The following is a 13,255-nucleotide window of genomic DNA, read 5'->3' as shown; positions in this document are numbered from 1 at the left end:
AATTAGGATGGCTGTAAAAGGTGCAGTAACCGGATGGAAAGGTTTAAACTATGACTTTTCCAATTGGTTTGGACGTACCTTTTGGGGCGTTGATAATAGCAAACTAGCAACAAATGAAACTATTTTTAGTGTAATTAGTAGGCTTTCTAATACTTTATCCGCATTGCCTATTAAATTGCATCAAAACTATGATGTGATCATGGATCATCAAGCAGCAGATGTATTAATCAATGACCCAAACCCCAATATGAGTAGCTTCGATTTATTAAATAAATTAGAAGTCGCAAGGAACGAAAACGGGAATGGATATGCAGTTATAATCCGTAATATTAGGATGCAACCAGAAGCGCTTATACCGTTAGATTCTAGCTATGTGACACCATTTATTAATTTAGATGATGAATCACTATGGTATAAAGTTATTTCAGCAACAAAAACCCACTATGTCCATAATATGAATATGATTCACGTTAAACATATCACAGGGACATCAAGATGGGCAGGAATAAGCCCTTTGGATGTTCTTAAAAACACACTGGAGTATGATAAGGCGGTCCAAGAGTTTTCTCTTTCAGAAATGAAAAAGAAAGAGAGCTTCATTCTGGAATATGCTGCAAACGTGGACGAAGAAAAACGAAAATTAATTATTGCTGATTTTAAACGATTTTACGCTGAAAATGGCGGTATCTTGTTCAAAGAACCGGGTGTTGATGTTAAAGAAATCGAAAAAAAATACTTTGCATCTGACACGCTGGCATCGGAGCGGATCACACGCTCAAGGGTAGCCAACGTTTTTAATGTTCCTGTATCTTTTCTAAACGATACAGAAGGCGGTTCGTTTGGCAGTAATGAACAACAAATGATTCAGTTCGTAAATATGACCCTTCTACCAATAGTACGGCAATATGAGCATGAATTTAACCGAAAGTTGCTTACGAGAGCCGAAAGATTGAAAGGTTTTTACTTTAAATTCAATCTTGGAGGACTTCTTCGAGGTGATACAGCTGCAAGAACTCAGTTTTATCAAGCTATGCTGAGAAGTGGAGGGATGAAACCTGATGAAGTAAGAAGATTAGAAGACTTACCGCCATTAGGTGGAAAAGCTAATGAATTGTGGATCAGCGGTGACTTATATCCAATTGAACTTGATCCGACATTACGTAAAGGAGGTGAGAAGAGTGGGAAAGAACCAAAAGAATAAGTTTTTCAACATGAAAGCATCAGCCGATGGAAAGTCAGCTGATATTTTTATTTATGGTGAAATTACCAAATATGCATGGGAAGAGTATGGTGAAGTATCATCCATTACTTTTAAAAATGAACTTGATCAACTAGGTGATGATGTAGAGGTTATTCATCTTTATGTTAATAGCCCAGGTGGGAGCGTTTTTGAAGGTGTAGCTATCCATAACATGCTCGTAAGACACAAAGCAAGGATAATTGTACATGTTGATGCATTGGCTGCTTCTATTGCTTCAGTTATAGCGATGGCAGGAAATGAAGTCAGAATGCCTAAAAACTCTATGCTTATGATTCATAATCCATGGACATTTGCGATGGGTAATGCCGTAGAATTACGAAAAGCAGCAGATGATTTGGACCGTATTGGTCAGTCTGCTATTCAAAGTTATCTTCAAAAATCAGGAGATAAACTTGACGAAGAAACATTGAAAGAGTTACTCGATGCTGAAACATGGTTATCAGCTGATGAGGCATTTCAATATGGACTTGCTGACGTTGTAGAAGAAGCTAATGAAATGGCTGCATCTATTAATCAGAATCTATTCCAGAAGTATAAAAACGTACCAAAACAACTTGTTTCCGAACAAAAACCAACTATTTCAGCAGAAGAAATGTCACAACGTAAAAAAATTGCAGAAGAAGCAAAGGCTAATTCAGCCTATTTAAATACGATTCTAGGAGGAATGTAACATGACAAAGAGCAAACAATTATTCAAGGCGGTACAACGTAAAAATTTATTAAAATTAGACCTTCAACATTTTGGGACAACTCTTTTTGAGTTAAAACAAAACATGGCTACTATTGGTCAACAACTTCAAAAAGTTGAGGGCGAATTAGCACAAAAAGCAATTGATACCACTGCATCAATGGAGGATATCCAGGTATTACAAAAATCAAAACAAGATTTGCAAATGCGTTTTGATGTGATTAAACAACAGCATGACCAAATGGAGGCTGAACAAAAAGCAAAGTTTTCAGCTAAACAAGGTATTAGTGGGATTGAAGATCCAAAACAAAAAGTTATTTCAGCTAAAGCTGCTTTAATTCGTTCTACTATTCGTCAAACAGCTCTTTCTACTGATGTTTTCCAAGCGTTAGGTGATAATGATACAACCGGAGGTAACAAGTTCCTACCAAAAACAGTTTCTAATGACATTTTGGTGGAACCGTTAGTTAAAAACCAACTTCGTGAATTATCAACTTTTACTCAAATTACTAACCTTGAAATTCCAAAGCTTGCATTCACATTAAGCGACGATGATTTTATTCTGGATACAGAAACAGCTAAAGAACTTGCAGCTACAGGAGACGTTGTAACCTTTGGACGCCATAAATTCAAAGTTTTTGCTAGTATTTCTGAAACTGTTATTAACGGGTCTGATGCTAATTTAGTATCATATGTTGAAAATGCCCTGCAATCAGGTGTTGCAGCGAAAGAAAAGAAAGTTGCATTTGCTACTGCACCGAAAGCAGGAGAAGAGCACATGTCTTTCTATTCATCAGGAATTGCTGAAAAAACATACGTTTTAGATGCTGATGAAACTATTAAGGCTAAAAATCTATATAAAGGTATTAAAAACGCAATTGCCGATCTTCACGAGGATTACCGAGAAAATGCAACAATCGCCATGACGTTTAAGGATTATTCCGATATTATCGAAGTTCTTGCAAACGGCAATGCAACTTTATATAGTGCTCCTCCTGAACAAGTATTAGGAAAGCCAGTTCAATTTATTGATGCTGCTGTAAATCCTGTAGTAGGTGACTTTTCTTACTCTCATTACAACTATGACCTAGATTCACTTTATGACCGTGATAAAGATGTGAAGACTGGTATGGAACAATTTGTTGTTACAGCTTGGATGGATCACCAAATCAAATTAAAATCAGCTTTCCGAGTAGTTAAAGGTGAAGTGCCTACTCCTTAATAAATAGATACTTTAATAGATTGTAAAGAAGGTGATTTATAGTGTACAAGGTTATTAATAGATTCAAAGAAAACCAACATGACGACCACATCTATGAAGTTGGTAAACCATACCCAGCAGAAGGAAAAAAACTTGTTAAATCTAGAGCTGAGTACCTTACAAAAGTGCATCCGAAATATGGTGTTGCATTTTTACAGGAAATCGAGGAAAAGAAACCTGCTGTAAAAAGCGCGCCTAAAAAGGTAACGGTTGAAAAGAGTGATGAATAATGAACGCTCTACTCGAAGAATTAAAGCAATACTTACGAATTGACGGGGATGATGAAAATTCATCCCTTTCTACTTTTTTATCTGCGGCTATATCTTATTTGATAGGTTCTGGAGTTAAACAACCACAAGATTATTATTTAAAAGTTGACGGTAAAGATGTTTTTTCTTTACATCGTTTAGCTATTATGATGCTTGCAACACATTTCTATGAGAATCGTATAGCCATAACCCCTACAACTATTAAGACTGCTCAAATTCCCATTCCTTACGGCTTACAATCGGTTATTTTGCAATTAAAGTGGGTTGATCCGGATGAACTTTCAATACAATAACAATCCTGCCAGGATGAATAAAAGAATTACCTTTTATAAACCTCCAGGAGAAATTGTAAATGGATGGCCATTAATTGAATGGACAGAGCATGTCACCGTATGGGGAGAAGTTAAAACTCAAAAAGGTTATCGAATGTTTAATTCTGATGCAACACAATGGCAAGGTAAGAAGATTGTTGGAATCAGGTATAGAAATGATATCCAAGCAGGTATGAGGCTTAGTATTAATGGTGTTATGTATGAAATGGACTCTCCACCAATCAATGATGATGAGCGTAATCAATGGCTTACTCTTATAGTTATGGAGGTTCTATAGGATGGAAATGAAAGTACTTGGTTTGGATGAAACTCTTCAAAATCTAAGAAAATATATAGTTGATGAAGCGATAGAAAATGAAGCATTAAAGAAAGCTGGAAAGGTTACACAGGAGGCTGTTATTGAAGAAGCACCAATTGATAACAGAAATCCACCTGACCATGCGTCATTGCATAAGAATATTAAAGTAAGTAGACCTAGAGACGGAGAAGTTAAAGTCCACACTGGAGGAGCTTACCATGCACATCTTGTTGAGGATGGAAGAAGTGGCGGATCAGCAGTAGTAATAAAAAATGGTAAACGCCAAAGAGTGACATGGGGACCAACCAGTCCAAATCCATTCTTTTCAAGAGGTTTTGGAAAAAGCAATATTCCTGCAAGACAAGCTATGGTCGATGAATTGAAAAAGGGGTTAGATTTATGATAGATATAATCGATTATATTAAAACAACCCTATCCCCATTAGGTATTCCGGTAGTATTTAATGGTCTTCCTACAGGTTCGAAAACACCTAGTCAATACATTACCTTTCTTGAATATTTATCTGGGGCAGAATTAGAAGCAGCTGATAAAGAAATAACAACTGAAAGACTTATACAAGTAAATGTATGGTCAAAAATTAATTATTCACAGCTAGTTAGTGATGTGAGAACGCTATTAGAACAAGTAGGATTCGAGAGAATATCTGATTATGATGCAGCATATCAAGATGGAGATTCCCATTTTAATAGAGTGTTAAGGTTTAAATTTATAGATGAATACTAGGAGGTATTTATAATATGACACCAATTCCAGAAAAAGTACAAAAAGTAAGCTTGAAAAAGCTACATTATGCAGTTATGACCGATGAAGCTACAGAAGCGCATGACACTGTAAAAACATTAACAATGCCAATTGAATTAACATTAACACCAAACTATGCGGAAGGTACGTTTGATGCTGGTGATCAAGTAGTAGCAAGCGAAGTACAACTTGATACTATTACCATTGCTGGTCAAACAGCGGACCTACCTACAGAAGTTCAAGCCGATTGGTTCGGTCATAAATTATCTGATGATAAGGGGCTTATCGCTAACGTTAATGATACACCTAATTATATTGCTGTTGGTTTTGAGAGCGGATCTAAATTAGTGTGGCTTTATAAAACTAAGATGCGCCAAACGGAAGAAACTAACACAACCAAAAGAAAAGGTGAAATTACTTATAAGCAAAGTGGTTTTAGTGGAGAAGCTATTCCGTTAAAAGATGGGACATTAAAATACACTGTACGTACAGATGACACAGGAGTAACCGAAACAGCTGAAACATTCTTTACTACAGTTAAAAAGCCAACTATTACACCGGCACCATGATGAAGGGAGGACTTAGTGCCTCTCTTTTTTATTTGACTATTTTTAGGAGTGAAAATCATGCAAATTACCTTAAATAAAAACGGTTCTGAAAAGACATATATAAACGATTTTGTAAAAGCTCGCCACTTTCGAAATGCTCTAAAACTAAATAAAGAGTTCAGAGAATCTAATTTAACCATTGCTGACGAAGAAACTTATCAAAAATTATCTGAGTTTACAGTTTCAGTATTCGATAACCAATTTACGTTAGATGAATTAGAGGAAGGAATTTCAGCAAAAAGTTATCTCTATGAATTACAAAGAATTTTTAATGAGGTTCTTAATTTAGGTGGTTTAGAAGTGCAAAGTGACGAGGGAAACGAACAGGGGAAGTAAGTAACTTTGACGGATACGCATGGATAAAAGACTGGTATCGTGAGCGTATCCGTGAAGGTTATAAGCTTCCCGAAATAGATGAAATGGATATAAAATTTTGGTTTGAATTAAACCTGATTGAAACGGAATACATCACAGCTGACGATCTGGATTGGCTATAAAGGCAGGTGAAATAAATGGCTGAAATAGGTAGTTTATCGGTTTCATTATCTTTAGATGCTTCAAACTTTAATGGAAGTATATCCAAAGTTGACAGAAACCTTCGTGCTATGGGATCCGAGTTAAAGGCTATTAAAGCTAAAGGCGCTGATTACGGTAAATCATTAGACGGGTTAAAGTCTAAAAAAGATGTATTGTCACGTTCGGTTGAAGCGGCAAATATCAAGTTAACTGAATCTCGAAAAAAGTACGATGAGCTAGCAGCAAGCGGTAAAGCTAGTGAAGTGCAACTAGAAAGACAAGCAAAAAAAGTTAATGATGCACAGACACAATTTAATAGACTTGAAACAGAATTAAAAGAAGTCGATGCAGCTCTAAAAATTCAGTCATCTTCCTGGACTCAAGTTTCTCAAAAACTTGAACCGATTGGAACCAAGTTAACAACTGTCGGAAAAAGCATGACTGATATAGGTCAAAACTTAACCATGAAGGTAACGGCACCATTGGTTGCATTAGGCACAGGTGCGTTCAAGGCAGCAGTTGATTTTGAATCAGCCTTTGCCGGTGTTAGAAAAACAGTCGATACAACAGAAGAAGGATTTGAAAAGCTTGAAAAAGGCATTAGGGACATGGCAAAAGAATTGCCGACTAGCGCAAATGATATTGCGGCTGTAGCTGAATCAGCAGGACAATTAGGGATTGCTGAAGATAAAATTTTGTCATTTACGAAAACTATCATTGACCTGGGAGAGTCAACGAACCTTACTAGAGAGCAGGCGGCAACAGAGTTTGCCCGTTTCGCTAACATTGTTGGAATGAGTCAGGATGATTTCGACAAATTAGGTTCAAGTGTTGTTTCGTTAGGTAACAATTTAGCAACTACAGAATCTGAAATTGTATCTATGGGTATGCGCTTGGCTGCACAAGGCGCACAAGTAGGAATGTCAGAAGCACAGATCATGGCATTAGCGGGAACCATGTCCAGTTTAGGTATCCAAGCCGAAATGGGTGGCACTGCGATGACTACCATCCTTAAAAAGATTCAGTCAGCTGTAGGATCAGGTGGGAAGGATCTAGAAGCATTTGCTAAAGCAGCAGGAATGACAGGAGCAGAATTTAAAAAGGCTTTTGAAACTGATGCTGTAACGGCATTAGATGCTTTGATCAAAGGTTTGAATAAATCATCCGGTGAAGGAAAGAACTTAACGGAAATTTTAGAAACACTTGGTATAAAAGGTGTCTATGAATCAGACGTGATCATGCGTATGGCCGGTGCATCCGATCTATTATCAAGTGCTGTAAATACATCAACAAAAGCGTGGAAAGAGAACAACGCTTTAACTAACGAAGCAAAACAGCGATACGAAACTACAGCTTCACAATTAAAAATCTTGTGGAATAATGTAAAAGACTTAGGTATCGAAATGGGAGGACATCTTATTCCAATCGTGATGGATGGGGTAAATAAGATAAAACCTCTTGTAAAATCATTTGGAGAAGCTGACGATAAAACAAAGAAGCTCATCCTTACAGTAGGCGGTTTAGTTGCGGCAGCTGGACCATTGCTCGTTATCGGTGGAACGATTATGAGTGGAATAGGCGGAACTGTAACAGCGGTATCAGCTCTTACTGGAGCAATTGGTGCTGGTGGGGGGTTAGCAGCAACTCTTACAGCATTATCAGGTCCAGTCGGTTGGGTAGTTGGCGGTATTGCACTTTTAACAGGAGCAGTAATTGGTGTTAAAAAGGTAATCGATGATAATAATGCAGCCACAGAAAAGGCGAAAGAAGTAAATCTTGAACATGCTGAATCTTTAATTGCTCAGCAACAAGAATTAGGCGGTTTATCTGAAAAATACAATGAATTAAAAGGAAAAAACAAGTTATCTAATGATGAATTACTAAGGTATCTAGATATACAAGATGAATTAAAATTCGCTACAACAGCAGACGAAATAAAGGCTTTAACGGATGAGCAAGCAAACTTACAAGAAAAGTCTGGTCTGGCAAATGAAGAAATGGCTGAATTACTTAGTTTGAATGACCAATTGATTAAAAAAGTACCTGATGTAGATACTGTTTTATCAGAACATGGAAACATAATTGTCGGTAACGCTGATGCTATTGATCAGGCTAATGGTAAGTTAAGAGAAAATATAGCATTAGAATTAGAGAATCAAAGAATTAAAGCAGAAGCTCAACTGGATGAACATATCAGAAATTATATAACAGCATTGGATGAATTGAGCGCAAAGGAAAAAGAACGAGATGAAGCAGTTAAAACAAGAAATGAAACACAACAAAAAGTAGACGCATTAAGAATTGAAGCTCAAAATCAATTGAATGCAGGTAAAGATGCTGAAGCGGAAAAGACCATTGAAGAGTTAGTAAGTCAAGAAATCCTATTAGATAGACAGAACGATAAAATTGTTAATATAGCAAATGAAGTCTCAGAAAAACAAAAGAGTGTTGATAAATCACAGGAAGAAATTAATAAAACAATAGAATTATACAATCAAATGATTAATCTTCAACTAGCTCAAGTTGGGATTAATGCTGAGGGCGACAAGGGAATCAAGCAATTAGATGAAGCTATAACAAAGACTCAAACAAGAATTGATGAGTTAAATAATACAAAAAGTGCTCAAGGCGGTCTAAATGCCGAACAACAAAAAGAACTAGACAACTTATTAAAGGCATTAGGTTTATATCAAAATACTAAAGGTGAAATACAAAGAATCCAGGGTGAACAATCTACTGTTAATCAGAAGATTGATGAGGGTACTGGAAAAGCCCAAAAAATGACTGATGAGCTTGGTAAAGATGTAAAAAAAGATGTAAATGTAGATGATAAAGGTAAAGCGAAGCAAATTTCCGATGAAGCCGGAAAAAGTAAAAATAAAAGCGTTACTGTCAATGATAACGGTGGAGCCGATAATTTAAATCGAAAAGTGAGCGAGGCTAAAACAAAAAGAGTCACGCTTAACGCAAGATGGACGGGAATTAAAAGTGCATTAAGAATTGCACTTCCTCATTTCTTTGCAAAAGGTACAAGAAACGCCCCAGGTGGATTATCCGTTATTTCTGAAGCGGGTAGAGAGCTAGTAAGCGTAGGGAATGGTTTATACCTTGCAGAAGAACCAAGTTTAGTAAATCTCCCAAAAGGGGCAAAGGTAATTCCAAATAGAGATACAGAAGCAATTTTAAGAAAATGGAATGTACCGGCATATGCAAATGGTACTGATAATGCTAGAGGTGGACTTTCTCTAGTCGGTGAGCGAGGCAGAGAATTGATTGATTTAAATAGAAATAGAGGATCAGGAAGTAACGATTTAGCTGTTATCTTAGAAAAACAAAATTCAATCTTGTTACAAATACTTAATAAAAACCAACACTTATATGCTGATGGAGAAAAAATAGCGGACATTGTAAATCATAGAAATGCTTTAACAAATTCTATGAATCTATTTTAAGGAGGTTTACTCATGTTTCTGGTCTATGATAAAAACATGAATCTTATCAGTTATCCAGATGGAGCTAAACCTCTGGATATATTTATCCATTCGATAAGGAAAAAACGAAATCAAGAAGAAATTGAAGGAAGAAACGGGATAATTGATCATGGTTTTACTTATGATACTCGTCTTATTGAAACAAAAATGCTATTAAAATCTTATGATGCAAAGGATTATGAGCTACTAAGAGATGAAATATATAATCTGTTAGATGATATTTATTATATTTCTGAAGAACGTGAAAAAGGAAAAAGATTTAAAGTTACCACATCAGAATCAATTATCCCTGAAAAGTTTACAAAAAGAGTTTCAACAATTCTTGTGAATTTTAATACAGCGGAAATCCCATTTGCTGAAAGTATAGGAACAGCAAAAGATATAGATCTTAGAGGAATTAATGCAGAAGATGAGTTATGGGGTTTCGGCATGGGGTTGATTGATGATCCAGATAGCCACAAATATACCCACACAGGAACTTCATTTAAAATTTACAATGCAGGCAACGAATCTATACATCCATTTGAACAAGAATTGAAAATTACAATCAGCAACATTCAAGGTTCAACAAACTTCTTTGAACTAAGAAATCTAACAAATAATACTGTATTTCATGTAAATGAAGCAGTTTCAAGTGATAAAAAAATAGTTATTAATGGTCCAAACGTAACTCAAAACGATTTGGCTTTTTTACGTAAAACAACAAAAGAATTTATTGAACTTAACAAAAAGTGGAATGAATTTAAAATCACAGGGGCTACAAGCGCAAGAGTAGAGTTTGATTTTCGATTCTACTACAAGTAAAAGAGGTGACATCAATTGAGCAGAAAAGAAGTTGGCACCGGATGGGATAGGGACAGCCGCAATGCCATAAATAATAATTTTGAAGAGTTATATAAAGTACAAGACAGAGCTATTGCAGAAGCAACACAAGCTGTCATTAGTGATTCGAAATTGATTTGGAAGGAACCAGTTGCGACTTTCAATGATATTGCTACAACTTATACAGATCCCCAAAATGGTTATACGGTCATGGCAAGAGATACCGGTAAAGTGTACCGTTTTTTTGAAGGTAATTGGGACGAAATACAAGAAATTGATGCTGGTCCAGTTAATGCAGCAGAAACAAGATTGTATCAAAAGATAGATGATACAGCCGGAGATTTATCACTATTACAGACTCAAAATAAGACAAATATCGTTGAATCAATCAATGAAGTTACTTCGCAAATGGCTTCAAGTGCGAATGAAATACAGGAAAAATACGAGTCTCCTTTTGTGTCTCAAGGAATTAAGATTCCTAAACCAATTTTGGTGTTTGAAGACGATGACGGTAGAATTGAAACGTGGACTAAAACGAGAGAAATATTTAATCGTAAAGGTAAGAAATTTGTTTCAGCAGTGTCGGCAGGGTTGGTTGATACAACGGGTTACATGACGTTATCACAAGTAAAACAATTACAAGCAGAAGGACATGAAATATCTGCTCACTCGTTTATGCACTATGGTGGAGACGCTGATATTGGCGGAATCAGTCAATCTAAACAATGGTTTATTGATAATGATATAAAATGCGACACTTACACTTGGGTTGGAGGTGCATATTCTGACCTTACAATAAATGAAGCAAAGAAATATTATAAATGTGCGGTAAGTGTTGAACGAGGCATAAACATTGTTCCTGTTAAACAATTCCGTCTGAATAGGTTCGCTGTCGGTTCTATGTTTGGAAATAACACCATTGCTGGACTATTAGAAGATGGTTCGCAAACGCAGTACAATGCAATGGTAGATATGGCGAAAAATAATAATGCTCTTGTAATTGCAATGATGCACAATTGGAACCCTCAGTTTGATACCACTCAAGAGGCAAGATTAGAAGCAATGATTGATTATGCAGATAATCAAGGTGTAGAAATAATGACACTATCGGAAGCACTGGAGTATTTCGGAAACCTAATAGATGTAGGTACTGACAGTAAAGATTTTTTTAGAGTTGGTGCAAATGGAAAAATTTCTTCGCCAGTACTCGATAAATTTATTTATAAAAATATGGGGCTTAACCCTTCTGGAATAACAAGTTCAACACTAGGCACTTCGTTTGAAAAAGGGTTCGTTAGTATTGCAACATTTAACCTTACTCCGGTTACGGGATTTCCAGTTTCTAACGCAGGTATTTTAGAGACCTATTACCCTTACGATGCCTATGGGATACATCAAAAATGGTATCCGTATAACAGCGGAACCATGTGGTTTAGGCAATACAATGGAGCAAATAATACATGGGGCATTTGGCGAAGAATAAGTTTAGATTCCACTTCTACTATTAGTGTAAGTGTGGATGCTCAAACCATTAATGCAAACTCAGTTAAAGAAATACAAATTACTCATCCAGATGCATCGAATATTGATGGAAACAATGATCTGATTTTAATGTCACCAATTGGAGGATTGGAAAACAACTTAATTCATAGCGTTTCCATGTGGTCGAATAAAACAATTATTTTAAGATTATACAACCCAACAGCTTCAGCAATCACTACAGCAGTCAGAAATTGGAGAGTTAAAGTATTGAAATAATGATGAAAAGTATATAACAAAAATGATATTATTGTATAAAAAGGCAAGGGGACTGCTTCATGCTATATACATTAATATCTTTTTTTCTCATTATCGTTATTCTTTTTATTTTCTCTTGGTTTAACAAAGATAAAACCGTCCAAGTAAATGGGTTTTCTCATTTAAGTAAAAAACACACTGATATTTTAAAGGGTATAGCTACCGTACTGATTGTTATTTCTCACATTGCGAACTATAGAGGTTTTAGTATTTTGATACCTCTAGGCGGAATAGGAGTTGCTTTATTTTTATTAGGCTCTGGCTATGGATTAAATGAATCTTTTAAAAGAAAAGGATTGGACAATTTTTTTAAAAATCGTTTACTAAAAATAATGATTCCTTATTGGATAATGGTGATTTTTTATTGGGTTTTAAATTTTGAAACTATAAGTTTAAACTCGTTTTTAGGGTCACTTATCCTTGTAAATAGGTTGCCTTTCATGTGGTTTATCCAATACATTTTTATTTGGTATTTAATATTTTATCTAAGTAAGAAGATTTTCAATGGATCAAAAGGAACATTATTTCTTTTAATTATGGGATTAATATTAGTGTTCATCTTTAAAGATACCACTTGGGGAGAACAATCTTTCTCGTTTACTGTAGGTGTACTATTATCTCAATATCAAAAACTGAAAAATTATTTATCTGTTAACACATATCAATCATCATTAGTGTTTTTGCTTTTGGGAATTATATTCTCTGGGTTATTTTTTATGATGAAAATAAAAGGGTTAGACACTATTAATAACTATTGGGTAATGAGTATTATTCAAACGCTTATGAAAGTTTCGTTATCTATTTTTATTATCCAATTTACGTATTGTTTTAAGAACTATTTATATACTGCATTGGTGACGGTAGGGTTATATTCATTTGAGATTTATTTGTCACACACATTGATTATTGAGATGACCAGAAGTGATAACCAATACTACCTTTTGATTGTCTTCTTCATCGTAGTAATAGCTCTTTCAGTTGGAATAAACAAACTAAGTTCCATGGTTTATAAAATGCTTTTCAAAAAGACATCAATATCCACTACGTCATAATTGGACTAAATTCCGAAGTAAGGAAAAACATAATAGTTTAGTAATACAGAAATTAAAAGAGGACTATGACAGTTCTCTTTTTTCTTTTTGAAAGGGGT

The 13,255-nt window shown here is 35.4% G+C and carries 14 protein-coding genes; all 14 read left to right on the top strand.

Annotated features, from left to right (window positions below; genetic code table 11):
- The first annotated feature begins 7 nt into the window (after nt 1–7).
- The 14 genes from Q5760_RS20600 (at nt 8) to Q5760_RS20535 (ending at nt 13,157) form a co-directional block, all read left to right on the top strand.
- The gene (locus Q5760_RS20600) at nt 8–1,201 is read left to right on the top strand and encodes a phage portal protein (protein ID WP_428912649.1); all 1,194 of its coding nucleotides are present in this window, start codon (nt 8–10) and stop codon (nt 1,199–1,201) included.
- Nucleotides 1,179–1,931, top strand: a complete 753-nt coding sequence (locus tag Q5760_RS20595) for a head maturation protease, ClpP-related (protein ID WP_428909476.1) — start codon at nt 1,179–1,181, stop codon at nt 1,929–1,931. The genes Q5760_RS20600 and Q5760_RS20595 overlap by 23 nt, the downstream gene beginning before the upstream one ends.
- Before the next feature lies 1 nt (nt 1,932).
- Complete coding sequence (locus Q5760_RS20590; RefSeq protein WP_428909475.1) at nt 1,933–3,171, top strand: phage major capsid protein; 1,239 nt, start codon at nt 1,933–1,935, stop codon at nt 3,169–3,171.
- Between the two features lie 41 nt (nt 3,172–3,212).
- Nucleotides 3,213–3,440, top strand: coding sequence for a hypothetical protein (locus tag Q5760_RS20585; RefSeq protein WP_428909474.1), 228 nt, complete (start codon nt 3,213–3,215; stop codon nt 3,438–3,440).
- Nucleotides 3,440–3,772, top strand: a complete 333-nt coding sequence (locus Q5760_RS20580) for a head-tail connector protein (protein ID WP_428909473.1) — start codon at nt 3,440–3,442, stop codon at nt 3,770–3,772. The genes Q5760_RS20585 and Q5760_RS20580 overlap by 1 nt, the downstream gene beginning before the upstream one ends.
- Nucleotides 3,773–3,785: 13 nt before the next feature.
- Nucleotides 3,786–4,088, top strand: coding sequence for a phage head closure protein (locus Q5760_RS20575; protein WP_428909472.1), 303 nt, complete (start codon nt 3,786–3,788; stop codon nt 4,086–4,088).
- 1 nt (nt 4,089) lies between these two features.
- Nucleotides 4,090–4,512 carry an HK97-gp10 family putative phage morphogenesis protein gene (locus Q5760_RS20570; RefSeq protein WP_428909471.1) on the top strand — a complete coding sequence of 141 codons (423 nt, stop codon included), beginning with the start codon at nt 4,090–4,092 and terminating at the stop codon, nt 4,510–4,512.
- A complete protein-coding gene (locus tag Q5760_RS20565) occupies nt 4,509–4,853 on the top strand; it encodes a hypothetical protein (protein ID WP_428909470.1) in 345 nt (114 codons plus the stop codon). The genes Q5760_RS20570 and Q5760_RS20565 overlap by 4 nt, the downstream gene beginning before the upstream one ends.
- 14 nt (nt 4,854–4,867) lie before the next feature.
- Entirely contained in the window at nt 4,868–5,440 is a 573-nt protein-coding gene (locus Q5760_RS20560; RefSeq protein WP_428909469.1) for a major tail protein, read from the top strand.
- Between the two features lie 57 nt (nt 5,441–5,497).
- Complete coding sequence (gene gpG / locus Q5760_RS20555) at nt 5,498–5,815, top strand: phage tail assembly chaperone G (protein ID WP_428909468.1); 318 nt, start codon at nt 5,498–5,500, stop codon at nt 5,813–5,815.
- 176 nt (nt 5,816–5,991) lie between these two features.
- A complete protein-coding gene (locus Q5760_RS20550) occupies nt 5,992–9,447 on the top strand; it encodes a phage tail tape measure protein (protein WP_428909467.1) in 3,456 nt (1,151 codons plus the stop codon).
- A 12-nt stretch (nt 9,448–9,459) separates the two neighbouring features.
- Complete coding sequence (locus Q5760_RS20545) at nt 9,460–10,290, top strand: phage tail domain-containing protein (protein WP_428909466.1); 831 nt, start codon at nt 9,460–9,462, stop codon at nt 10,288–10,290.
- A gap of 15 nt (nt 10,291–10,305) precedes the next feature.
- Nucleotides 10,306–12,066 carry a hypothetical protein gene (locus Q5760_RS20540; RefSeq protein ID WP_428909465.1) on the top strand — a complete coding sequence of 587 codons (1,761 nt, stop codon included), beginning with the start codon at nt 10,306–10,308 and terminating at the stop codon, nt 12,064–12,066.
- Between the two features lie 59 nt (nt 12,067–12,125).
- Entirely contained in the window at nt 12,126–13,157 is a 1,032-nt protein-coding gene (locus tag Q5760_RS20535) for an acyltransferase family protein (protein WP_428909464.1), read from the top strand.
- Nucleotides 13,158–13,255 lie beyond the last annotated feature (98 nt).

The organism is Niallia sp. Kr1 (assembly GCF_050389805.1).
In the GTDB taxonomy this organism is placed as follows: domain Bacteria; phylum Bacillota; class Bacilli; order Bacillales; family Cytobacillaceae; genus Bacillus_BD.
The sequence above is the reverse complement of the archived record's forward strand: the minus strand, read 5'-3'. Positions and strand labels throughout refer to the sequence as shown.

Bases quoted from the DNA above. Each gene is read 5' to 3' on its own strand.
- Q5760_RS20600 (WP_428912649.1), top strand. From the start codon at position 8: ATGGCTGTAAAAGGTGCAGTAACCGGATGGAAAGGTTTAAACTATGAC.
- Q5760_RS20590 (WP_428909475.1), top strand. From the start codon at position 1,933: ATGACAAAGAGCAAACAATTATTCAAGGCGGTACAACGTAAAAATTTA.
- Q5760_RS20580 (WP_428909473.1), top strand. From the start codon at position 3,440: ATGAACGCTCTACTCGAAGAATTAAAGCAATACTTACGAATTGACGGG.
- Q5760_RS20575 (WP_428909472.1), top strand. From the start codon at position 3,786: ATGAATAAAAGAATTACCTTTTATAAACCTCCAGGAGAAATTGTAAAT.
- Q5760_RS20570 (WP_428909471.1), top strand. From the start codon at position 4,090: ATGGAAATGAAAGTACTTGGTTTGGATGAAACTCTTCAAAATCTAAGA.
- Q5760_RS20565 (WP_428909470.1), top strand. From the start codon at position 4,509: ATGATAGATATAATCGATTATATTAAAACAACCCTATCCCCATTAGGT.
- Q5760_RS20560 (WP_428909469.1), top strand. From the start codon at position 4,868: ATGACACCAATTCCAGAAAAAGTACAAAAAGTAAGCTTGAAAAAGCTA.
- gpG (WP_428909468.1), top strand. From the start codon at position 5,498: ATGCAAATTACCTTAAATAAAAACGGTTCTGAAAAGACATATATAAAC.
- Q5760_RS20550 (WP_428909467.1), top strand. From the start codon at position 5,992: ATGGCTGAAATAGGTAGTTTATCGGTTTCATTATCTTTAGATGCTTCA.
- Q5760_RS20545 (WP_428909466.1), top strand. From the start codon at position 9,460: ATGTTTCTGGTCTATGATAAAAACATGAATCTTATCAGTTATCCAGAT.
- Q5760_RS20535 (WP_428909464.1), top strand. From the start codon at position 12,126: ATGCTATATACATTAATATCTTTTTTTCTCATTATCGTTATTCTTTTT.